This is a genomic window from Mesorhizobium sp. NZP2077 (assembly GCF_013170805.1).
Taxonomy (GTDB): Bacteria; Pseudomonadota; Alphaproteobacteria; order Rhizobiales; family Rhizobiaceae; genus Mesorhizobium.
The window spans coordinates 5680009-5701911 of record NZ_CP051293.1; the positions used below are offsets into that span (position 1 = coordinate 5680009).

General features: G+C 64.6%; 17 protein-coding genes. 1 reads left to right on the forward strand and 16 read right to left on the reverse strand.

Going from position 1 to position 21903, the window contains the following annotated elements; translation table 11 throughout:
* Positions 1–16: 16 nt before the first annotated feature.
* The 16 genes from HGP13_RS28435 to ftsZ all read right to left on the reverse strand — a co-directional run bounded on the left by HGP13_RS28435 (position 17) and on the right by ftsZ (position 20711).
* Entirely contained in the window at positions 17–1075 is a 1059-nt protein-coding gene (locus tag HGP13_RS28435) for a class II aldolase (protein ID WP_172231828.1), read from the reverse strand.
* A complete protein-coding gene (locus tag HGP13_RS28440; RefSeq protein ID WP_172231831.1) occupies positions 1075–2592 on the reverse strand; it encodes a glycerol-3-phosphate dehydrogenase in 1518 nt (505 codons plus the stop codon). Before HGP13_RS28440 ends, HGP13_RS28435 begins: the two co-directional genes overlap by 1 nt.
* Before the next feature lie 45 nt (positions 2593–2637).
* Positions 2638–3678 carry a 2-hydroxyacid dehydrogenase gene (locus HGP13_RS28445; protein ID WP_172231834.1) on the reverse strand — a complete coding sequence of 347 codons (1041 nt, stop codon included), beginning with the start codon at positions 3676–3678 and terminating at the stop codon, positions 2638–2640.
* 10 nt (positions 3679–3688) lie between these two features.
* The gene (locus HGP13_RS28450) at positions 3689–5242 is read right to left on the reverse strand and encodes an FGGY-family carbohydrate kinase (protein WP_172231837.1); all 1554 of its coding nucleotides are present in this window, start codon (positions 5240–5242) and stop codon (positions 3689–3691) included.
* On the reverse strand, positions 5242–6366 hold the full coding sequence (locus HGP13_RS28455; protein ID WP_172231840.1) for an ABC transporter ATP-binding protein: 1125 nt from the start codon (positions 6364–6366) through the stop codon (positions 5242–5244). Before HGP13_RS28455 ends, HGP13_RS28450 begins: the two co-directional genes overlap by 1 nt.
* Positions 6363–7481 carry an ABC transporter ATP-binding protein gene (locus HGP13_RS28460; RefSeq protein ID WP_172231843.1) on the reverse strand — a complete coding sequence of 373 codons (1119 nt, stop codon included), beginning with the start codon at positions 7479–7481 and terminating at the stop codon, positions 6363–6365. Before HGP13_RS28460 ends, HGP13_RS28455 begins: the two co-directional genes overlap by 4 nt.
* 2 nt (positions 7482–7483) lie before the next feature.
* Positions 7484–8341, reverse strand: a complete 858-nt coding sequence (locus HGP13_RS28465; protein WP_172231846.1) for a carbohydrate ABC transporter permease — start codon at positions 8339–8341, stop codon at positions 7484–7486.
* A 9-nt stretch (positions 8342–8350) separates the two neighbouring features.
* The gene (locus HGP13_RS28470) at positions 8351–9274 is read right to left on the reverse strand and encodes a sugar ABC transporter permease (RefSeq protein WP_172231849.1); all 924 of its coding nucleotides are present in this window, start codon (positions 9272–9274) and stop codon (positions 8351–8353) included.
* Between the two features lie 159 nt (positions 9275–9433).
* The gene (locus HGP13_RS28475; RefSeq protein WP_172231852.1) at positions 9434–10879 is read right to left on the reverse strand and encodes an extracellular solute-binding protein; all 1446 of its coding nucleotides are present in this window, start codon (positions 10877–10879) and stop codon (positions 9434–9436) included.
* Between the two features lie 45 nt (positions 10880–10924).
* Positions 10925–11899 (reverse strand): sugar-binding transcriptional regulator, encoded by a 975-nt coding sequence (locus tag HGP13_RS28480; RefSeq protein ID WP_172231855.1) that lies wholly within the window; start codon positions 11897–11899, stop codon positions 10925–10927.
* A 237-nt stretch (positions 11900–12136) separates the two neighbouring features.
* Positions 12137–13372, reverse strand: a complete 1236-nt coding sequence (locus HGP13_RS28485) for a VWA domain-containing protein (protein WP_172231858.1) — start codon at positions 13370–13372, stop codon at positions 12137–12139.
* Positions 13365–15608: a DUF5682 family protein gene (locus tag HGP13_RS28490; protein WP_172231861.1), complete on the reverse strand. Its 2244-nt coding sequence runs from the start codon at positions 15606–15608 to the stop codon at positions 13365–13367. Before HGP13_RS28490 ends, HGP13_RS28485 begins: the two co-directional genes overlap by 8 nt.
* 4 nt (positions 15609–15612) lie before the next feature.
* Positions 15613–16692: an AAA family ATPase gene (locus tag HGP13_RS28495; protein WP_172231864.1), complete on the reverse strand. Its 1080-nt coding sequence runs from the start codon at positions 16690–16692 to the stop codon at positions 15613–15615.
* A gap of 29 nt (positions 16693–16721) precedes the next feature.
* Positions 16722–18149 (reverse strand): DUF5691 domain-containing protein, encoded by a 1428-nt coding sequence (locus HGP13_RS28500; RefSeq protein WP_172231867.1) that lies wholly within the window; start codon positions 18147–18149, stop codon positions 16722–16724.
* Complete coding sequence (locus tag HGP13_RS28505) at positions 18146–19531, reverse strand: SWIM zinc finger family protein (RefSeq protein WP_246707143.1); 1386 nt, start codon at positions 19529–19531, stop codon at positions 18146–18148. Before HGP13_RS28505 ends, HGP13_RS28500 begins: the two co-directional genes overlap by 4 nt.
* A gap of 142 nt (positions 19532–19673) precedes the next feature.
* Positions 19674–20711: a cell division protein FtsZ gene (gene ftsZ, locus HGP13_RS28510; RefSeq protein WP_172231873.1), complete on the reverse strand. Its 1038-nt coding sequence runs from the start codon at positions 20709–20711 to the stop codon at positions 19674–19676.
* A 420-nt stretch (positions 20712–21131) separates the two neighbouring features.
* Here ftsZ and HGP13_RS28515 point away from each other — a divergent pair, with 420 nt between their 5' ends.
* Positions 21132–21830: a GntR family transcriptional regulator gene (locus tag HGP13_RS28515; RefSeq protein WP_172231876.1), complete on the forward strand. Its 699-nt coding sequence runs from the start codon at positions 21132–21134 to the stop codon at positions 21828–21830.
* The last annotated feature ends 73 nt before the right edge of the window (positions 21831–21903 follow it).

A 21903-nucleotide genomic window follows, 5' to 3' on the forward strand; every position in this document is an offset into this window, starting at 1 on the left:
GTGGAGCGGAATGCCGTCATTGCAGCGTCGCCCCCTCGCGGTTGAGCTGCTGACGGTATTTTTCGGCGTCCCAGTTCAGCAGTTCGGCATTCTCTTTCGGGCTGAGATAATTGACCCGCGCCGCACCATCGACGCGCGCGGCGACATCGGCCAGGCAGCGCGCCATCGCTTCGGCGCCGGCATTGGCATCCCGGCGCATCAGCACGCCCTTGCCGGGAAAGAGGATGGACTTCGGCGCGGCCGCGGTGCGGGCGACGACCGCCGCCGCGTCCTCGCCAGGGCCGGCGATCACCGAGCCGACGCCGAGGAAGATGACATGATCCGGATAGAGGCTGCCGGAAGCGGCGATGCGGCAACTGGCAAGATCGGTCGCGACGGCATGCGCGGCAGCCGAGGCCGGCAGCCGATAGTCGCTGCCGGCGGCGAGCCGCAGCAAAGCGTCAAGATCGGTTAGCGGGGCCGGTCGCGGCGGCCGCGCGAGCAGCCCGGTCACCCGTTGCAGCAGCAAGGCTGCTTCGCCGACCGTGTCGGCGGCGACCACCAGCCCGTGATTGCCAAGCACCAGCACATTGGTCGCGGGCTTCAGCCGCTCGGCGATCGCCTGCGCCAGCGGCAGGCCGGGCCGGCGATACGGCACGAACGCCCAATCGAGCCCACGCAGGCGCTCCTCCAGCACCGCTTCGGCATTGGCCTGCACGGCGATCGAAATCGTCTCGACGCAATGGACGTGGACGACGATCTTCTGCGGCAGCAGCGCGTGCACGGTCGTCTCGATGGAGGGCCGCAGATGGCGAGGGTTGAGATCCACCAGCGTGAACTGACCGGCCGTCTCCGCCGTCGGGCTCCGCTGAGCCACGGCATCCAGCAACGGCGCCAACGCGACCGGCACCATGATCTCGTCGTCGCGCGCATTCTTCAGCCAGGTGCCGGAGGCCTTGATCCACAGCACGCCGGCCTGCTTGATGGAGGTGTTGCCGCCGGCGCCCTGAACCAGCAGCGGGTCGGCGCCGATGCTGGCCGACAAGGAGCGCAGCATGCAGAATTCGCTGGAGTGGTTGTCGCCCGAATGCGCCATCAGCCTGCCCTCGCCAGCCGGTTTGCGGACCAATGCTCGAAGGCCGCCCTCTCCTCGGCGGACAGATGCAGGCCATGCTTGGTGCGCCGCTCCAGTATATCGGCCGATGTCATGGCCCATTCCCGGTCGAAGAGATAATTGGCCTCGCGCTCGAAGAAATCCTTGCCGAAGCAGCGCCCGAGATCATCGAGCGAACGCGCCGCGCCAACCAAAGCCCGTGTCCTGGTGCCGTAGAGCCGGCCGTAATGCTTGAGCAGCGATGCCGGCATCCACGGATACTCGCGACCGAGATCGCCGAGAAACTGTTCGAAATCGGCGTTGGCGATGTCGCCGCCAGGCAGATGTGCTTTCGCTGTCCAGGGCTTGCCCATGCGGGGAAAGAACGGAGCGATCCTGTCCAGCGCATGTTCGGCCAGTTTGCGGAAGGTGGTGATCTTGCCGCCGAAGACGGAAAGCAGCGGCGCCTGCGCGTCCGGCGCGTCGAGCTCGAAAATATAGTCGCGGGTCACAGCACTGGGGTTGTCGGCATTGTCGTCATAGAGTGGCCTGACGCCGGAGAACGAATAAACGACATCGCCGCGCGCAAGGCCGCGCTTGAAATAGCGGTTGACCACCTTGATCAGGTAATCGATCTCGCTTTCATCGGCGGCCACGTCCTCAGGCCGGCCCTCATAGGGAATGTCGGTGGTGCCGATCAGAGCGAGATCGTTCTGATAGGGGTTGATGAAGATCACACGCTTGTCGCTGTTCTGGATGAGATAGGCCTGCCGCCCCTCCCAGAATTTAGGCACGACGATGTGGCTGCCCTTGACCAGGCGGACATTGCGCCTGGAGTTCTGGCCGGCAACACGGTTGACGATGTCGTTGACCCAGGGGCCGGCGGCATTGATCAGCGCGCGGGCCCGAACCACCGTCCTGATGCCCGTCCTGCCGTCCTGCATCTCGACGACCCACAGACCGTTCTCGCGGCGGGCGGCGGTGCAAGCGGTACGGGTGAAAACCCTGGCTCCGCGCTCAGCGGCGTCGAGCGCGTTTATGACAACGAGGCGGGCATCGTCGACCCAGCAGTCGGAATATTCGAAGCCGCGCCGGAAGGCATCCTTGATCGGCGCGCCCTCGGGCGCGGTGCGCAAATTGAGCGCACGGGTCGCTGGCAGCCGCTTGCGGCCGCCGAGATGGTCGTAGAGGAACAGGCCGAGCCGCACCAGCCATGCCGGCCGGTCGTCGGGGCTGTGCGGCAGCACGAAACGCATCGGCCAGATGATGTGGGGTGCTGACTCCAACAGCACCTCACGCTCGATCAGCGCCTCGCGCACCAGGCGGAATTCGTAATATTCGAGATAGCGCAGGCCGCCATGGACGAGCTTGCCCGAGCGCGAGCTGGTGCCTTCGGCGAGATCGTCCTTTTCGCACAGGATAACCGAAAGACCGCGGCCCGCGGCATCGCGCGCGATGCCGGCGCCATTGACGCCGCCGCCTATGACGAAGAGGTCGACGATTTCAGGACCGCCGTTCATGTCGCCGTGGCCTCGATGCCGATGTGATGCGTCATGGCGGCTGCCTCAGCACGGATTGACCGGAGGCAGCCCGGCGAGGTAGCGGCGCACCTCTTCGGCGGCCTGTTCGGCGGCATAGGTGACGGTGCGCACCGAAGCACCGGCGATATGCGGCGTTAGCGTCACATTGGGGAGCTGCAGCAACGGCCAGTCGGCAGGCACCGGCTCGACCGCGAACGTCTCCAGCATGGCGCTGGCGATCTGGCCTGAAACAAGCGCCTCGTAGAGCGCGTCATAGTCGATCAGCGGCCCACGTGCGGTGTTGATGAGAATCACGCCCGGCTTCATCCGCGCGATGGTGTCCGTGCCGATCATGCCGCGCGTCTCCTCGGTCACCCGGGGATGCAGCGTGACGACATCCGAGCGGGACAGCAGATCGTCCAGCGCGACGAGTTCGACGCCGGCATTGCGGTCGTCGGCACTCAATTGCACATAAGGGTCGCAAACGAGGACATGGCAGCCGAAGGCGCGCAGCAGGCGGACGACCTTGGTGCCGATATTGCCGTAGCCGATGACACCGACGGTCATTTCGTTGAGCTCGCGGCCGGTGCGGTCGGCGCGGTAGAGATCGCCGCGCCACTCGCCCTTGCGCAAGGCCTCGTGGCCGACCCGGATCAGACGCGTCTCGGCCAGGATGGCGCCGAGGGTGAACTCGGCGACGGCCGTCGCGTTGCGGCCAGGCACATTGACCACGATTATGCCGTGCGCCCTGGCAGCAGCCATGTCGATGTTGATCGGCCCGCCGCGCGAAACCGCGACCAGCTTGAGATCAGGCAGGCGCCGCATCATACCCTCCGACAGGGGCGCCAGTTGGGTCACCAGGGCCTCTGCATCGCCGATGAAGTCGACAACCTCATCGGGGTGGCCGAAATACTCCTTGACCTTGTCGAGGCCGAGTGCCGGATTGCCGAATTCCATCGGCTCGTCGGGCCAGGCCGTCTGCAATGTCCTGATGTCGAGGTCGCCAGTGGCGACCTTCTCGATTTTGGCGCGAAACACCTCCGGCAGCATGAAGTTGTCGCCAATGATCGCTATTTTCCTGGGCATACTCGACTTCTCAATTTGCCTGCACTGAAGCCATTGCGCGCCAGACCGGCCGCAACGCCTGGTGCGCCAACATGTAGGACGGGGTCATCTTGTCGTAGATCGCGGCGAGGTTGCGGTCGCTCGGCTCGGCCTCGCCAAGCAGCGGCGTTACCCATTCGCCGACGCACGCATCCATGGACGGGTAGAGACCGACGCAGACCGCGGCGATCATCGCCGCACCCGCCGCGCCCGCTTCCTCACGCGCGCTGGTGCGAATGTCGGCGCCCACCGCCGCACCCAGGATCTTGCGCAGCGCCGGGCTTCTGGCGGCGCCACCTGTCAGGCGGACTTCGCGTGGCAGCGACCCCATGGCGGCGTAACAGTCGCGTGCCGCAAAGGCCAACCCCTCGAAGACGGCGCGGACGAGGTCGGCATAGCCATGCCGCGAGGAAATGCCGACGAACCCGGCTCTCGCATTGGCATCGACGAACGGCCCTCGCTCACCCGCCTCGGACACATAGGGCTGATAGATCAGCGACGCCGGCTGCGCGGCCGCGATCCAGGTGTCGACCAGCGCGATCATCTCGCCATTGCTGCGGGTAATACCTTGCGAGGCGAGGATGCCGGAGGCCAGCCCAAGCACCCAGTCGATGTTGAGCGTCGCCGCCATGTTCGACTGCATCTGCGCGAACACGCCGGGCGCCGGCATCGCCATTGTGTAGCCCGTCGCCGCGTCGTTCAACTGCACGTCGTCGGGCGTCTCGGCCAACCGCATATGCATGCCGGTTGAGCCGATGATCGAGCAGCCCGGCTTGCGCTCGCGGTCGAGCAGGCCTGCGCCGAGCGCGGTGCAGACGACGTCGACATAGCCAAGCACGACCGGCGTGCCGGCCAGCATGCCGGTGGCATCGGCCGCCGCCTGCGACAACCCGGTGCTGTGCCTGGTGCCGTCGACGATCGGCGGCAGCAGATGCCTGAGATCGGCGACGCCAAGAACGTCGAGCACCTCGTCGCTATAGTCGCGGGTGTGGAAATCGCCGAAGGTGAAGGTTCCCTCGGACGGATCGGTGGCGCGTTCGCCGGTCAGTCTGAAATAGAGCCAGTCCTTGCAGTGGAACGCGGTCGCCGCCTTGCCGAGCATTTCGGGCATGGTGCGCTTCATGAACACGAACTGCGAACCCTGCTGGCAGGCGGCGAGACCGCTGCCGGTCTTTTCGAAGCGGAGCCGGTCTTCGGGCCGCGCGCGGATCTCTTCCACGACGGCGGCTGCGCGCGCGTCGAGCCAGAGCCAGCCCTTCGCCACCGGCTCGCCCTTGTCGTCGATCAGCCAGGTGCCGTCGCCTTGCCCGGTCACCGCGATCGCGACGGTCCGGTTGGCGAGATTGGGCACCTTGTCGGCGAGCTGGCGCAGGGTTGTGGCGGCATCGCTCCATGTGCGCGCCAAATCCTGTTCGGCGCCGCCGCCCGGCAGCGTTTCGTAGTGGTTCGGCAGCGCCGCGGCGGCGATCTGCCGCCCCGCTATGTCGAAGGCGATGGACTTGATGACGGAGGTGCCTGCGTCGATGCCGATCAGTATGTCGCGCATCAGGCAAGCTCCATGCCGTGCGAAATCGCCTCGCCGCTTGCCTGGTCGAAGACGTGCAGGTTTTTCGGATCGATGCTGACATTGATCGGCGCACCCAGATCGAGACGCGTGCGGTCATGTTCGACCAGGACCAGCGAGCCGCCGGCGAAGTCGGCAGCTATATGGGTCTGGTCGCCGAGCCACTGATTGGCCGATACCCTGGCCGGAACACCTTCCTTCGAGCGCCGGACCGCATAGGGCCTGATACCGATGACGACCCGTTCGCGGCTGAGCAGCTGATCGCGAACCGGAGCGCTGAAGGCGTCCTTGTCGTAGTCGAGCGACAGGCCATCGGGCAGCCTGAGATTGATGCGACCGGCGGCCGTGCCGACATAGGCCTCGAAGACGTTCATCGGCGGTTCGCCGACAAAGGTGCCGGTGAACAGGTTCGCCGGGCGCTCCTTGATCTGGTCCGGTGTGTCGAACTGCTGCAGCACGCCGCCTTCCATCACTGCGATGCGGTCGGCAAGCGCATTGGCCTCGGTCTGGTCATGGGTGACCAGGATCGCGGTCAGGCCGCGCTCCTTGATGAAGTGCTTGATGCGGCCGCGCAGCACGGCGCGCAGCTGCGGTTCGAGCTGTCCCATCGGCTCGTCCAGGAGATGCAAATCGGCCTCGCGGATCAACGCCCGGCCGAGGCTGGCGCGCTGCTGCTGGCCGCCGGAGATGGAACTGGGGTAGCGCTCCAATATGTCCTCGATTTCGAGCAGCTTGGCGATGCTGGCGACCTTGGCGTCGACCTCTGTCTTCGGCAACCTTGCCGCCTTGAGCGCGAAGGCCATGTTCTCGCGAACGGTCAGCGGCGGATAGAGCGAGTAGCCTTCGAAGGCCATCGCCACATTGCGTTTGACCGGCGCCAGAGTGTGCACCTTGCGGCCGGCAACCGCGATCTCGCCGCGCGACACGTCCTCGAAACCGGCAATCATGCGCAGCGTCGAGGTCTTGCCGCAGCCTGACGACCCGAGCAGGGCCACGATCTCGCCCTTGGCGATGTCCATCGTCAGGTTCTTGACGGCGTGCACGCCCCGGTCGATCGGACCATAGAACTTGTCGACACCTGAAATGGTGAGTGCGCTCTGGCTCATGCCGCTTCTCCATTGCGCAAGGCGACGACGTTCTTCGAACCGATGCGGTCGCCGCTGGCGTGATCGAACAGCAAGGCGCTCTTGCCGTCGACGGCGATATGGGCCTTGCCCTCGCTGCGCCCCGGCGTTCCGGCCGGGCGCGAAACCAGGATCTCGCGGCCGCGCACGGTGCGCACCAGCGTGACGATCTTCTCGTTGAGCGGCGTCTCGGCCTCGACCGTCACCGGAATGGCGCCGGGAGTGCTTTCCTCGACGAAGCTCAACGCTTCCGGCCGCAAGCCGATCACGCAGTCGCGGCCGACCGCCGTGTCGTAAGCACCGGCGAGATGGACCTGGACATTGGACAGGCCGACATAAATCCCTCTGCTATCTCGCGCGGGCTTGACGTCGAGCAGGTTGATGGTGGGGTCCCCGAACAGCCGCGCGATCTCGATATTGGCCGGCTCGCGATAGATCTGCTCGGGCGTGCCGAGCTGCCTGATGACGCCTTGCGACATCACTGCGATGCGGTCGCCGAGCGCCATGGCTTCCTTGTAGTCCTGGGTGACGTAGACGACGGTGGCGCCGCGATCGGCGAGCAGGCGCGGCAGTTCGAGCCGCATCTCGAAGCGCAGCTTGGCGTCGACATTGCGCAAGGGATCGTCGAGCAGCAGAAGCGGCGGCGAGCCGACCAGCGCGCGGGCCAGCGCGGTGCGCTGTTTCTGGCCATTGGAGAGCGCGCGGGGCTTGTGGGAAAGCACATGAGCGATCTTCAAAAGCTTGGCGACGCTCTCGACGCCAGCCTTGATCGCGCCCTGCGACGAACGCTTGGCCTCCAGCGGCGTGGCGATGTTGTCGAACGCGGTCATATGCGGAAACAGCGCGAAGTTCTGGAACGCCATGCCGATGCCGCGGAACTCCGCATCGACGTCGGTCATGTCGTCGCCGCCGATGAATATCTTACCTTCATCCGGATCGATGACGCCGGCAACGAGCCTGAGCAGCACCGTCTTGCCGGCGCCGGATGGACCGAACAGCACAAGGGTTTCGCCGTCGGCCACGGTCAACGACAGATTGTCGAGGACGGTCTGGCTCTTGTAGCGCTTGACGATGTTTCTGAGTTCGAGGCTGGCCATGTCTATCCTTTCACCGCGCCAAGCGAGAGGCCTTCGACCAGATAGCGCTGTGCATAGAGGGCGAGCGCCAGCGTCGGCGTGATCGAAAGCACGATGGCCGCCGAAATCTGGCCGTACTGGATGCCCGAGGAGGTGATGAAGGCGAGCGCGCCGACCGTCACCGGCTGCTTGTCGGCCGAGGCCAGCACCAGCGCGAAGACGAAATTGTTCCAGGCGAAGATGAAGGCGAGCAGGCCGGCGGCGGCGATGCCGGGACCGGCGAGCGGCAGCGCGATCTTGCGGAAGGTGGCGAACCAGGAATGGCCGCCGATGCGGTAGGCATATTCGATGTCTGCCGGAATATCCTCGAAATAGCCGCGCACGATCCACAGGATCAGCGGCAGGCAGATCAGCTGGTAGACCCAGATCAAGCCGATATAGGTGTTGGCGAGCCCGAGCTTCTGGAAATAGAGGGTCAGCGGCAAGAGCACCAGCAGCGCCGGCGCGAATTTGAACGACAGCAGCGTGAAGGCGATGTCCTCCGAGCCGCGGAATTTGTGCCGCGCGAAGGCGTAGGCCGCGGGCACGCCGAGCAGCAGCGACACCGCCACCGAGGTCACCGACAAAAACACCGAATTCCAGAGGTTGCGCATGAAGGCGATGTCAAGCGTGCCAGCGGCGGTGATCAACTTGCCGGTGATCAGCGCCGTGTAATTGGCAAGCGTCGGCTCGAAGATCAGCTGTGGCGGAATGCGCAAAATGGTCTCGTTGGTCTGGAACGACATCATGAAGATCCAGACGATCGGAAACATGAAGAAGATCACGACCAGCGTCAGCGCCACGCCACGCAGGATGCGTTCGAGAAGCGAGGTGTGTTCCATCCCGGCCTCCTATGCCTGACCACGGGCGCGTTCGCGCAGCCGCAGCCAGTTCTTGATGAAGATGTTGGAGAGGAAATAGGTGATCGCCCACAGGATGATCATCAGCGCCGCCGAGCGGCCGACATTGGTCGACTGGAAGAAGTTGAGATAGGCCTCAACCTGGAAGACGGTCAGCGTATCGCCCGGCCCGCCTTGGGTCATGGCGTAGATGATGTCGAACTGCTGGACGGAATCGAGCAGGCGAAACAAAGTCGCCGTCAGGATGTAGGGCGTCAGCATCGGCAGCGTGATGCGGAAGAACACAAAACTCCTCGGCACGCCATCGAGGGCCGCCGCTTCGAAAGGCTGCGTCGGCAGGCTGCGCAGGCCGGCGAGCAGCAGGATCATGATGAAGGGCGTGTAGACCCAGATGTCGACTAGCACGACGGTGAACAGCGCCGTCGACGGCGACGAGGCCCAGCGGAAATCCTGCAGCCCGATCAGGCTGGCGAGATAGCTCAGCACGCCAAAGCCGGGATTGGTCATCAGCTTCCACATCAGCGCGGCAAGTGCGGGCGCCGTCATCAGCGGCATCAACAGCATGATCGAGATGAAATTGTTCAGCGTCGAGCGCTTCTGCAGCAGCAGGGCGATGGCGAGGCCGAGCAGCAGTTCCAGCACAACGGTGGTGCCGGCATAGAGCAGCGACACCTTCAGCGTGTTCCAGAATTTCGGGTCGGTGAAGAGGGAGATGTAGTTGTCGCCCCAATTGAACTGCCGCGCCCAGGGCTGGCTCAGCCGGTAGCGCTGGAAGGAATAGACAACCGAGGTCAGGAACGGGATGAGGATGCCGATGCATACGAGCAAGGCCGGCAGGCTGAGCACATAGGGCAGCACCCGCTTGCTGATCCTGAAGCCGGATGGCTTGGGCCTTTGCGATACCACCGCAGTCATCGAGCTGCTCCGTTGTTGCTGTCGCTTCGCCCTGCCGGCCGCCCAAGGGAGCAAGGCGACCGGTCGGGCGAAATAGCGGCCGCCTTCCGGCACCGCATCGCAAACGTCAAAAGGTGTGATGAGGGCCGGCCCGCCATGCAGGCCGGCCCTCGTTGCGACTTAACCGAGGCCGGCTTCCTTGAGCTGGCCGTTGATGCTTTCGGCGAGCTTGTCGAGGCCTTCGTCGACGGGCACTTCCTTGGCCACCATCTTCTGCAGCGTCGCCGCCCATTCGGTGGTGAGATCGAAGAACAGCGGCTGCGCGGTGAACTTGATCGAGGCGCCCGGCGCCGAGGCGTCGAACATCTCGACATAGCCCGGATAGCTCTTGTTCAGCTTGTCGCGGAACCCCTGATCCTTCCAGACCGACTGGCGGACAGGATTGACGAAGTCCATCTTGGTCGCCCCGAACAGCCCATGCTCCGGCCCGGAGGCCCATTGCATGAAGTACCAGGTGGCGTCCTTGTCCTTCGAGAAGTTGGACATCGCCAGCGACCAGATCCAGATGTTGGGTGTCGCCGCCTTGGCTGCCGGGTTGGCCTTGAAGTTCGCGAATGCGAGCTTGCCGGCCATCTTGTTGTCGCCGCCATTCATGAAGTAGCCGAGGATATCGGCGTCGAAGATCATCGCCGAGGCGCCGGCGCCGAGATCGGTACCGACCTGATACCAGGTGTAGGTCGACCAGTCCTTGGGGCCGCTCTCCTGGATCATCTGCACCCACTGCTTGTGAAAGGCCTTGGATCCGGCGGTGTTCATGGCGGCCGACAATTTGCCGTCGGCCGAGACGTTGAGGTCCTTCTGGTCGAAATTGGCATAGGCCGACAGGAAGCCCGGATGGATCGTCGCCCACGAGCGCGAGCCACGCACGCCGATGCCGTAGACGCCGCCACCGACATCCTTGGTGAGCTTGGCCGCCGCGGCAACCATCTCGTCCATGTTGCCGGGAATCGCGACGCCGGCTTTGTCGAACATCGCCTTGTTGTAGGTGATGTTGTTCTGTTCGAAGCCCCACGGAATGCACCACTGCTTGGCATCATCCGAACCCAGCGCCCCGCCCGGCTTGCCATTCCAGGCACAGGAATTCTTCACGCCCGGCAGGAAGTCGTCCCAGGCATAGTTCGGGTTGGTCTTGGCCGGATCCTTGATCCATTCGTTGAGGTCGGTGATCCAGCCGGCGGGGCCATAGGTCCAGGTCATGTAGGCGCCGGTCATGAAGGCATCGTATTCGGGCGAGCTTGCCGACAATGCTGCCGTGACCTTGTCGAAATAGACGTCTTCGGGGAACACGTCATAGACGACGTTCATGCCGGTCAGCTTCTTGAAGTTTTCGAGATCGGCGATCATCGCATCGGCATAGGGATGCTTGTTGAGCAGGAGCTTGATGGTCTTGCCCTTATGCGCCTGCCAGTCGAAATCCGCCGCCAGCGCCCGGGTCTGTCCCAGGTTGAGTAACGTACCGGCAGTGCCGGCAGCAAGGCCCATCGCACCCAGGCCTTTGATCAGTCCGCGACGGTCGACTTGTCCGCGCAGGAAGGCATCAATGAGGTCTTTCTCTTTCTCATGCATTTCGTTTTCTCCTCCACAGGGTAGTTTCAACCAAACTGAAACCGGCTACCCGACCGGCGTCTCTTCCACGAGCGATCGCGCCGTCCGCTCGTCGGTTATCAGGCCCTTGAGATAGCGGCCCTCCAGCACCGACTTGATGGCGCGAACCTTGATCTTGCCGCCGGCGACGGCGACGATGCGGCGGCTGGCAATGTCCTCGCGCGTCAAGGCCAGCGCCCGGTTGGAAACGGTCGTCGCCACCGCCTTGCCGGCCTCGTCGAAGAAATGGCCGAGCAATTCGCCGACGCCGCCATTGCGGCGGATCTCCTCCATCTCGCCCTTCTCGATCATGCCGGTGGCGACCAGCGATGCTTCGCGTTCGGCAGTGCCGATGCCGGCGAACAAAAGGTCTGCGGATTTGGCGAGATCAAAGACCTCGCTGATGCCCTTCTGCCCGAGCAGGACTGTCCGGTCCTCCGCCGTGTTGGCGAACATCGGCACCGGCATGACATAGGCTTCGGCGCCGGTGCGTTCGGCCAGGCGATGAATGACATCATGCGGGTTGGCCGAGAATTTGCGCGTCAGGCCACCCAGCAGCGAGACGAAGCGGATCTTGTCGGTCGAGGTGCGCGGCAGATATTCGACGCAAGCCGCGAGCGTACGGCCATGGCCGACACCGATCAGCGCCTCCTCGCCGCGCTCGATCTCGCGTTTCAAGAACTGGGCGCCGGCAATGCCGAGCGCCTTGAGCGGCAGATCCTCGGAATCGAAGTCCGGAACCACCTCGCAATAGTCGAGGCCGTAGCGGCGGGACAGCTCGTCTTCAAGCTCAACGCATTCCGACACTTCGCCGTCGATATAGACCTTCACCAGCCCTTCCTGGTTGGCCTTGGTGATGAGGCGGTGGGCCTTGAGGCTGGTCAGTCCCAGCCGCTTGGCAACCTCGGACTGGGTCAGGCCGCCGGCATAGTGAAGCCACGCGGCACGCGCCGCCATGCTGGTTTCATCGTCGCGCAGGAGACCGTTGCCGAACCCTACCATTTCCACCCTTTGATATTTTTATCAGTTGCTGCAAAATTTTTCACAAGGCGCGATCAGAGTCAAGCGACCGGTTGGCACAAATCACGACATGACGGCCGGAGCAGGCTTCGGCCGGCTGTCTGGCGATGTCAGTGAATGGTGCTGCAAGGAGGCCATTCCGGCGTGCAGGTCTGCATCGCCGGCTCGTCAAGCCTGGTTTCGGATTGCAGCTTTTGATTACGCGGGGGCGAGCGCGCCTTACGCGTCGGCCGCCGGCCTGTCGTCCTCGGCGCGAACCAGCTTGATGTCGGCGCCTGCCGCCCATGCGCCTACATCTTCCCGTCGCAAGGCCGCTGCCATCATGTCGGGAAACAGATCCGGTGTGCAGGCGAAGACCGGAATGCCGAGTGCTGCCACCGACCCTGCCATCTTCGGATCATAGCCCGGCCTGCCCTGATCGGTCAGTGCCAGCAGCACCACGACATTGACGCCGGAGCGAACAAGAGCTGCCAGCCGCTGCAGCAATTCCTGGCCGTTGCCGCCTTCATAAAGGTCGGTGATCAGCACCATATGCGACTTGGTCGGCCGTTCGATGCGATCGGCGCAATAGGCGACGGCCTGGTTGATGTCGGTGCCGCCGCCGAGCTGCACGCCGAACAGGACCTCGACGGGATCGCTGAGTTCCTCGGTCAGGTCGACGATGGCCGTATCGAAGCAGACGAGCTTGGTGCGCACCACCGGCAAGGAGGCCATCACCGCCGCGAAGATCGAAGCGTAGATCACCGAACTTGCCATCGAGCCCGACTGGTCGACGCACAGCACGACCTCGTCCAGATCGACCAGCCTGCGCTGCTTGCGCATGAAACCGACCAGTTTCTCCGGGACGATGGTTTTGTGCTCGGGCTGGTAATGGCGAAGATTGGCCGAAATGGTGCGCGGCCAGTCGATGTCGCGCTGGCGCGGGCGGTTAGTACGTTGCGACCGGTCGAGCGCACCACGGATCGCCTCGGCGGTCTTCTGCTCCAGCCGCTGCATCAGTTTGGCAACGATTTCGGCGATGATCGTGCGTGCAATGTCCCTGGTCTTGGCCGGCATGACCGAGCGCAGCGAGATCAGGTCGGCGACGAGATTGACGTCGGCCTCGATTGCCTTGAGGAATTCCGGCTCCATCAGCATCTGCTTCAAATTGAGCCGCTCGAAGGCATCCTTCTGGACGATCTGCACGACCTGCGCGGGAAAGAACGACCTGATATCGCCCATCCACTGCGCCACCTTCGGCGCCGAGCGACCAAGCCCGCCGCGCCGCTTGCGCGGATCGGCGGCCGCGTCGCCGGCGCCATCGCCGTAGAGTGCATCGAGCGCTGCCGACAGCCGCTTGTCCGTATCGGACAGCGCTGAAGAGTTCTCGTCATCGGCGCCGATCGCCAGGCGCCAGCGGCGCTCCCCTCCGTTGCCGGTCGGCTCGGTTTCGCTGATATCAGCCTCGTCATCCATTGCCGTTCTCGCTCATCAGCAAGGGTCCAAGCCGTTCCAGATGCCGGCGCCAGGCCTCGTCACCGTTGGGCGTCGGCGTCAGCCCGGCCGGCAGGCGCCTGGCGCGGCCAAGGACCGCTTCGATCAGCCGCCGCCGCTCCATCGAATCCAAGTGCGAAAAGACCCGGCGGAGTAACGGCAGATGCGCGATGAAAGCATCCTCGTCGAGGGATTTGAGCCAGGCATCGACGGCGCCGCGCAGGCCCTCGTCATAGATCAGCCGCTGACCGGCTGTACTGAAGAAGCCCTCGAAAAACCCAGCGGCCTCGGCGACCGGCGTGCCCGGCGACAGGCGCCGCGCGATCAGGCCCGCCGTGGCGTCAGCGGACAGATGGCCGGCCTCGTAAAGCAGATGCGCGGCGCAGCCGGCCACCAGCGCCGTCGACCGCGATCCGTCGAGCACGGCCGCCAGTCCATTGCGCCAGGCGTCCAGAACGTTTTGCTCGGGTTCGACCAGCTTGATCGCCTCGTCAGCCTTGCGCATGGCGCCGACCAGCGCCGTCGAAGCCTGGGCATCGAGATCGCGGGCGGCGTAGGGGAGCGCGATACCGCCTTCGACGATCAGCCGCTCCAGCACGCCGGACAGGCGTGCGGTTTCCGTCTTACGGGCTTCGCCATAGCGGATGATGTCGGCGAGCGGCGGCACCGATGCCAGGATTTCCAGGCATTCGCTGCTGCGCGCCGCCCGTTCCTCCAGTGTCGCGAGGCCAGCCGTCGAGGCCTCCGACAGGTTGGCCGTGATGGCGCCCTGAACCAGCGCCGCCAGTGCATCGAGAGAGGTCGCGGCGCCGATCATCTGGATCAGCCGGCCATTGGCCGCCTTTTCGATGGTTGGTCCATGGACCAGGTTCTCGACCAGGCGAACGGCATATTCCGGCTGCCACGCCAGCGTCCAGCGCTCGCGAAACGTGCCGCGGCTGCGGCCGCTGTCGGTCAGTCTGCCCCAATGCACGCCAAGCACGTTCAGCCGGTGCAGCAAGGTCGAGCGGAACAGCCCGCTTTCGCTGCGCAGGTCGACCGACAATTCGCGCTCCAGCGCCTCCGGCTTCAGCCGCGCCGCCTTCTGGTTGCGCTGCAGATCCTCGATCAGCGGCGCCAGCGGGGTATCAGGCGGAATTTCACCGACATCGGCGCCGAGCAACAGTTCGGCTTCGACGAGTGCCCACAATATGGCTTCGCCGTTGAACAGAGCGGCGATCGCTGCATCGCGCAATTCCTCGAAACCGGGCTTTGGCCGCTCGCGGATCACAGCCAGCATGCGGGCCAGCCTTTCGGCCTCGATCAGCGAGGCGGTCGACACCATGTGCCCCTTCGCCCGCAGCACCGTGGCGATGCGCGCGAGCCACAGGACCGAGGCGTCGCCTTGCCCACGCGTCTGCCACAGATGCTTGCACCAGCCGGGCGCGACGACGCCGGCGCCATAACCGAAGCCGAGCGCCAGGCGCGGCCCCGTCCATGGCGCCCAGGTCATTGTGCTCTTGCGCCGGGCGAGCCCCTTGAGCAGCGCCTGATCCTCCTTCAGCGGACGTGCCGCCTGCAGTGCCGGCACATGGAAGGCGCCGCAGACGACAGCAACCGGCCCGTCAAATTCCCTGCGCGCGGCAGCGATCTCCAGCCGCATATGCGCTTCGCGTTTTGCCTCGAATTCGGCAAGCGGACCTTCACCCTCGCGCAGCGTCGTCATCGCATCGGCTATGGCAGCAAAGATCGGGCCGGGCTCAGGGTTCTGCTCGATGATGTCAGCCCACCAGCTTTCGCCATCCTCATAGCCGGCGGCCTGCGCCAGCGTGCCGATCGGGTCGCGCAGATGCGGCGCCGTCTCAGGCCCGACGGTGGCTTCCGTTCCATCGTTTTTTTCCGCAACCTCAGCCGATACGACCCGGGCCGAAGACGGCAGGTCGATGAAGCGCACTGCGGCGTTGTTGGCGACGGCCCACAGCGTCGCCTGGTACTCCGGCGAGAACTCTGCAAAGGGCCAGAAGCTCGTCGAGGCCGGATCGTCTTCCGGGTAGCACAGCAGCGCCACCGGCGGCTGCATTTCGAGGCGGGCGAGCAATGGCAGCAACGCCGAGGCGTCGGCCGGCCCCTCGATCAGCACGGCGACCGGCTTCAACTCCTGCAACGCCTGCACCAGGCTGGCAGCGGAGCCGGGCCCGTGATGGCGTATGCCGAAATAGGAAACGTCGCCCAGCGCCATGGTGTCAGATCGCTGCGTTCAAGGCCGCGTAATAGCCGGCATAATCGGGCCGCTTCTTGAGCACGGTCTCCAGATATTCCTCCAGCACCAGCTTGTCCTGCACCGGATCTTTGACGATCGCGCCGACCAGGCTGGCGGCAAGGCCTTCGGCGCCGAGCTTGCCGCTGTCGAACCATGCCGCCTGGCTGAGGCCGCCGACCATGGTTGCGATCGCCTCGGCCGTGGACAACGATCCGGACGGCGTCTTCAACGTCACCTTGCCGTCCGCCGTTGTACCCGAGCGCAGCTCACGGAAAATGGTCAGCACCCGGGCGATCTCCTCGCCGACATTCTTCGGCACCGGCAGGTCGAGGCCGCCGGCCATCTCGCCAACGCGCTTGGAGACGATGGCCACTTCCTCCGCCATGTCTTCAGGCAAAGGCAGCACGACGACATTGAAGCGACGCTTCAGCGCCGAGGACAGCTCGTTGACGCCCTTGTCGCGGTTGTTGGCGGTGGCGATGATGTTGAAACCGCGCTGCGCGTAGATCGAGGTGTTGAGTTCCGGGATCGGCATCATCTTTTCGGACAGCACGGTGATCAGCGTGTCCTGCACGTCCGAGCCCATGCGCGTCAGTTCCTCGAGGCGGCAGAGCTTGCCATCCTGCATGGCGCGGTAGAGCGGCGTCGGCACCAGCGCCTCCTGGCTCGGGCCTTTGGCCAGCAGCTGCGCATAGTTCCAGCCATAGCGAATCTGGTTTTCGTCGGTGCCGGCCGTGCACTGCACGATCAGCGTCGAGTCGCCCATGATGGCGGCGGCGAGATGCTCCGACACCCAGGATTTGGCGGTGCCGGGAACACCGAGCAGCAACAGCGCGCGGTCGGTGGCAAGCGTCGCCACCGCGGTTTCCATCAGCCGGCGGCGGCCGACATATTTGGGCGTGATCAGCGTGCCGTCGTCAGCCTTTCCGCCAAGCAGATAGGTCAGCACCGCCTTTGGCGACAGGCTCCAGCCGGCGGGTCTTTGCCGGTCGTCATTGCGCGCAAGCGCCTGCAATTCGGTGGCGTAGGCCTGCTCGACCGGAAGGCGGATGGCTGCGTTCATTTGCTGTTCTCCGGATTGATCATGTTGGTTCAGGGCCCGGCCAGGGATGCGTTGAGGCGCAGAAGAGCGAGCGAAGGTGCTGCCGGCGCCATGCCGGCCGCGACGACATCGCCGATCAATTTTTCCGCCGTCGCCGCAGTGGCGAGAAAGCCCAGCGTTTCCAGAAGCTGGTCGACGCCGCGCTTCACGACATCATCGTTTCCGGCGACAGCGGCGCGCAGCGCCGGCAGCGTCTTGCCGTTTGTCAGGTCGGCCCAGTCCAGCCAGCCTGCTTCAACGCCCTCGGCCAGGCTGAGCGCACCAAGATATTGCGTGTCCTTCAGGATCAGCCTGATCAGAACACGCTGCCGGCGACTGTCCAGACGCGGCATCAGATGGAGGACGAAAAGCGCCGGCTTACCGCCCTCGGCGACAAGCGTATCGGCCATGTGCGTGACCGCCGCATCACTGCCGGATGCGGCGACCATGCGGGCGACAAGGATATCGACATTGTTGTGGGCGCCGAACTGCCATGCGCCGATGAAATCGGGTTCGGTGACTCCGAAGCGCGCGGCAAGATCGACCAGGTTGCAGGTCTCGAACAATTCGGCGCGGCGTCGTTCCTGCGCCGGCGATTTCAGCGTTGCCGGCGAGTAGGTGGTGCGGCGGCGGATGAAGCCGGATTTGCCTTCCGTGATGAAGGCGGCGAGTTCGGCTATCGGGTCTTCCGGCCCGCTGTCGCCTGGCTGGCCAAGCTGCCCCAACCGCGCCAGCAGCCGGCCGGCCAATTCGCGCACCTTGCCGGAACGGTCGGCGGACAGGCCTTTCAGGAAGGGCACGTCATCGGGTCCCAGACCGAAGTGCATGAGTGCGATGAGCGTAAGCCTGATCTCCGCCGGCTCGCTCGATCCCTTGGTCTCGATCAGTTGCCGGGCCACGGCCGGCGCGGCACGGCGCATATCGGCCAGCGCAGTGCGGCGCGCGGCGGGATAGAAATCATCCCAATTCTGCGCCGTCAGTTGCTCACGTCTCGTGTGTTTTTCCCCATCGACACCCGCCTGCCAATCGATCCAGGGTGCATAGACATCCGGGCTGGTCTGATCCGACGCGGCGGGCATCCAGTCCATCGGATGGAGCACGAAGCCGCGACTGGCGACGAGAGCCACCACACGCGACTTGGCTCTCGCGTCGGCGGCGTGTTTCAGCGCTCCCCGCAAAAGCGGCCGCTGCCGCTCAGGCAGCATGGGCAAGGCAAGCTCGGGCAGCGGCGGGCGGCGCTTCAGCGTCTTTGGTGCTGCCGGCCGCAAGGCGATTTCGAGGGCTTGCGCGGCGATCGCCAGCAGCCGACGCTCACGCTCGTCCGGGTTGGCAGTGGCGGCGATGTCCTTCCACGCGGCCGGGGCCAGGTCAAAGCTGGTGCCGCCGGTGATCCAGCAATCGCGCATGGTCGCCAGACCCGTCTGCTCGATCTCGTTCACGACAGATCAAGCCTCCCAAACCCGCTCTGCGCCGCCAGCAAATGAAGGCGGCTGCCGCTCCAGAGCGCGGCCGTTGCCGCGAGGTCCAGCCCAAGCAGCGTCGGGTTGACGGTATCGGCGATCGGCAAGGCGATGCCATGCGGATTGTCAGTGGACTGCCACCAGGCCTCGCCGCGATCGTCCAGCAGGATTCCGCCGGGAGGCAGCATGACGGGACAATCGGTGAGCCAGGGCGCCGTGTCCTGAAGAGCGACATGGGCGGGGAGCGGATCGGCTATGTCAAAGCCGAAATCTGGCCATTCCCTCGGCGAGACATCGCCCTTGCGCTCGACCACCAGCGCCCGCAGCGGCTGGCGCGCCGGATAAAACACCAGCCTTGCATCGAAGCGATCGCCCGGCGTGAAAGCGTTGGATCGACGGCCGGCAGAGGCTGGAAAATAGTCGAGCAGCAGGGCAAATCGCGGGCTGGCGCTGTTCAGATCGAGCAGCCAGGTCGCGTGGCTGACAAGACCGTCGCGGCGCGTCTCGATCTTCTCGCCGAGCACCTCCCAGACGCTTTCCACCTGAATCGCTTCCGGATTGGCCAGAACCTGTTCGCGGCTTTCAGACGTCGATACAAGCCGCTTCAGTTCGGCGTCGTCAGGTGTCGATCGCCAGGCCTTGGCCAGCAATACAAGCTTGCCGAGTTCGCGGATCGCCGCGTCCGGACGCTCTTCGCTGCGCAGCCCCATCAGCCGGGATGGTATCTCGTCGATGCGGCCGGCAAGCGCTGTCGCCTTCATATCGACGAGCCGCGCCGCAATGCGGCGGCAACGATCGCTACTGTTGTCGACAAAGCCGGCAAGGCCAAGCCGCAACTGATCCGATATCCATTGATCGAGCTCGTCCAGTGCGGCCGAGACAGAAGAACGCGTATCCTGGGCGCGCTTGCGCTGTGCGGCCTCGCGGCGTTCGATCGCGGCGGCGTCCTCGACGGCAGCGGTTTCGTCGTCGCGCGAAGCCTCGCCAATGCTCTTGCCTGCCGCGCCGGTGGCCGGTGCAGCCGGCTGCGAGGTGGTCTTCCGGCGACGGCCGAGCCAGTCATTCACCCATTCCGGCGTCGAGCCGGCGGCGGTGAAACTCGCTGGCGTGGTGGCGGCGATCCACATCAGCGCCAATGTGTGCTTGCAGGGAAACTTTCGCGACGGGCAGGTGCATTTGTAGCCGTGGTCGCCGGTGTCGACGACGACGCGATAGGGATTGGAGCCGGAGCCCTGGCATTCTCCCCAGATGAGCGCCAGCTGTTCGTTCTTTTCGAGCCGGGGCCAGTTCGATCGCTTGGTCAACTTGGAAGCGGAGCTCAGCGACGCCTGGTCGGGCGCGAGCGCTTCGATGGTTTTCAAGTCAAATTCCACGCCGCGCCTCTCGTCGCTCGAACGATACGGACTGCCAGTACAGAGGACCGTCTATGACGGATTCTTGTAGCAGCAGCGGCACAGAGATCGATACAGCTGACCGCGATCGTTGCGCCAGCCAACCTACGACTTACTGGAGCGTCCGCAATGGCGACTGGGCGGCGCGGTCATGCGCGATGCCGGCATCGGCCTCGCCCACGCCGAGCGCACGGTCGAGACCGGTCGCCACCACCGAGACCCTGAAGCGGCCTTCCATGCTTTTGTCGAAGATGGCGCCGACGATGATGTCGGCATCCTCATAGACCTCCTCGCGGATGCGGGTGGCAGCTTCATCGACCTCGAACAGGGTCATGTCACGGCCGCCTGAAATCGAGACCAGTACGCCCTTGGCGCCCTTCATCGACACTTCGTCGAGCAGCGGGTTGGCGATCGCGGCTTCCGCCGCCTTCATCGCCCGGCTTTCGCCCGACGCCTCGCCGGTTCCCATCATCGCACGGCCCATGCCGCGCATGACCGATTTGACGTCGGCGAAGTCGAGATTGATCAGGCCTTCCTTGACGATCAGGTCGGTGATGCAGCTGACGCCGGAATAGAGCACCCGGTCGGCAATGACGAAAGCGTCGGCGAAGGTGGTCTTGGCATCGGCGATGCGGAACAGATTCTGGTTCGGGATGACGATCACCGTGTCGGCGGCTTCGCGCAGCCGCTCGATGCCCTCCTCGGCCATCTGCATGCGGCGCCTGCCCTCGAAGGTGAAGGGCTTGGTGACGACGCCCACGGTCAGGATGCCGGCCTTGCGCGCCGCTTGCGCAATGATCGGCGCAGCGCCGGTGCCGGTGCCGCCGCCCATGCCGGCGGTGACGAAACACATATGCGTGCCGGCCAGATGGTCCATGATCTCGTCGAGCGATTCCTCGGCCGCGGCACGGCCGATCTCCGGCAGCGAGCCGGCGCCAAGGCCTTCGGTGACGTGGGCGCCAAGCTGGATCAGCCGCGTCGCCTTCGACATGGTCAGCGCCTGCGCATCGGTGTTGGCGGCGATGAATTCAGTTCCCTGAAGCTCCTCCGTGATCATGTTGTTGATGGCGTTGCCGCCACCGCCGCCGACGCCGATAACGGTGATCTTGGGCCTCATCTCGGAGATTTCCGGCTTCTTGAACTCGGCCATGCCTGCTTCTCCTTCGCCAATTGCGCGCACTTCACGACCCATCCGCAGACTGCCTCTAGGACATTGCAATCGAGCGGCATGACGCGAATCAGTCCGTTCGGATGGGTGCCCCAAAAGGCCAGAGAGCGGCCGGACGTGCAAGTGCGCGCAAGCTCAAGATTTGTGATGAAGGGGCAAACCTTGTGCGACCGGCTATCTGGTCCCGGGCAATCGCCCGCAATCCGGCGGCTTTTCAGGACGCCTTGCGCTCGGGAACTCGGCTGGTGCCCCGTTCCAGACTTGCCGCGCAACGATTGAGGCGTCTATTATGCGCCGATAAATCGTTGGCTTCGGCGTCCCGCCATGCTCGGCCCGATCGGATTGTCCGCGGCTGTTGTCGTCAGGGTAGATTTCAGAACGAATGAAGTAGCGCCTCCGCCAATGGCCGACAGAACACAATTCGGGTTGAGCGCGGTCGATAGCGTGCCCCTGCATGAGAAGGTGTATCTGGAGCTTGTGCGCGCCCTGATGTCCGGCCAGCTCACGCCCGGGCAGAAGCTGACCTCGCGCAAGCTCGCCAAGGAACTCGGCACCAGCGACATGCCGGTGCGCAGCGCCTTCATGCGGCTGCAGGCGCTGCGGGCGCTGAGCCCGATGCCGAACGGCAGCGTCGAGGTGCCTGTCATTTCGGCCGACCGATTCTCGCAATTGACCGCCGTGCGAACGATCCTCGAAGGTTCAGCGACGGAGCTCGCGACAAAACGCATCAACGGCAACAATCTGCGGACAATCCGGCGCCACAGCACCGAATTGACCCTGGCGGCGCGCCAGGGCGATATCGACGATTATCTGAGGAAAAATTACGCCTTCAAATTCTCGATCTACCGCCATTGCGGCAACGAGCAGATGATCTTCCTGATCGAGACCGTGTGGATGCAGGTTGGCCCCTTCCTCAGGAATCTCGCCATGGGCTTCGAGGACGACCTCTCCTCCATCCTCGACATCGACTATCACGAGGAAGTCGTCGCGGCGATCGAGGCCGAGGACGCGCCGCGTGCCCGCGCGGCCATCGTGCGCGACATCGACGAAGGCGCCGCGCATATCCTGCGGCAGGCCAGATTTCCGGAAGCAAGGCCCTAGAAATGCCCCTTGGCTTTCTGCCTCCTTGCCTCTATGTTGCGATCGCAGATCGCGCAATTGGTTTTGAAAATGC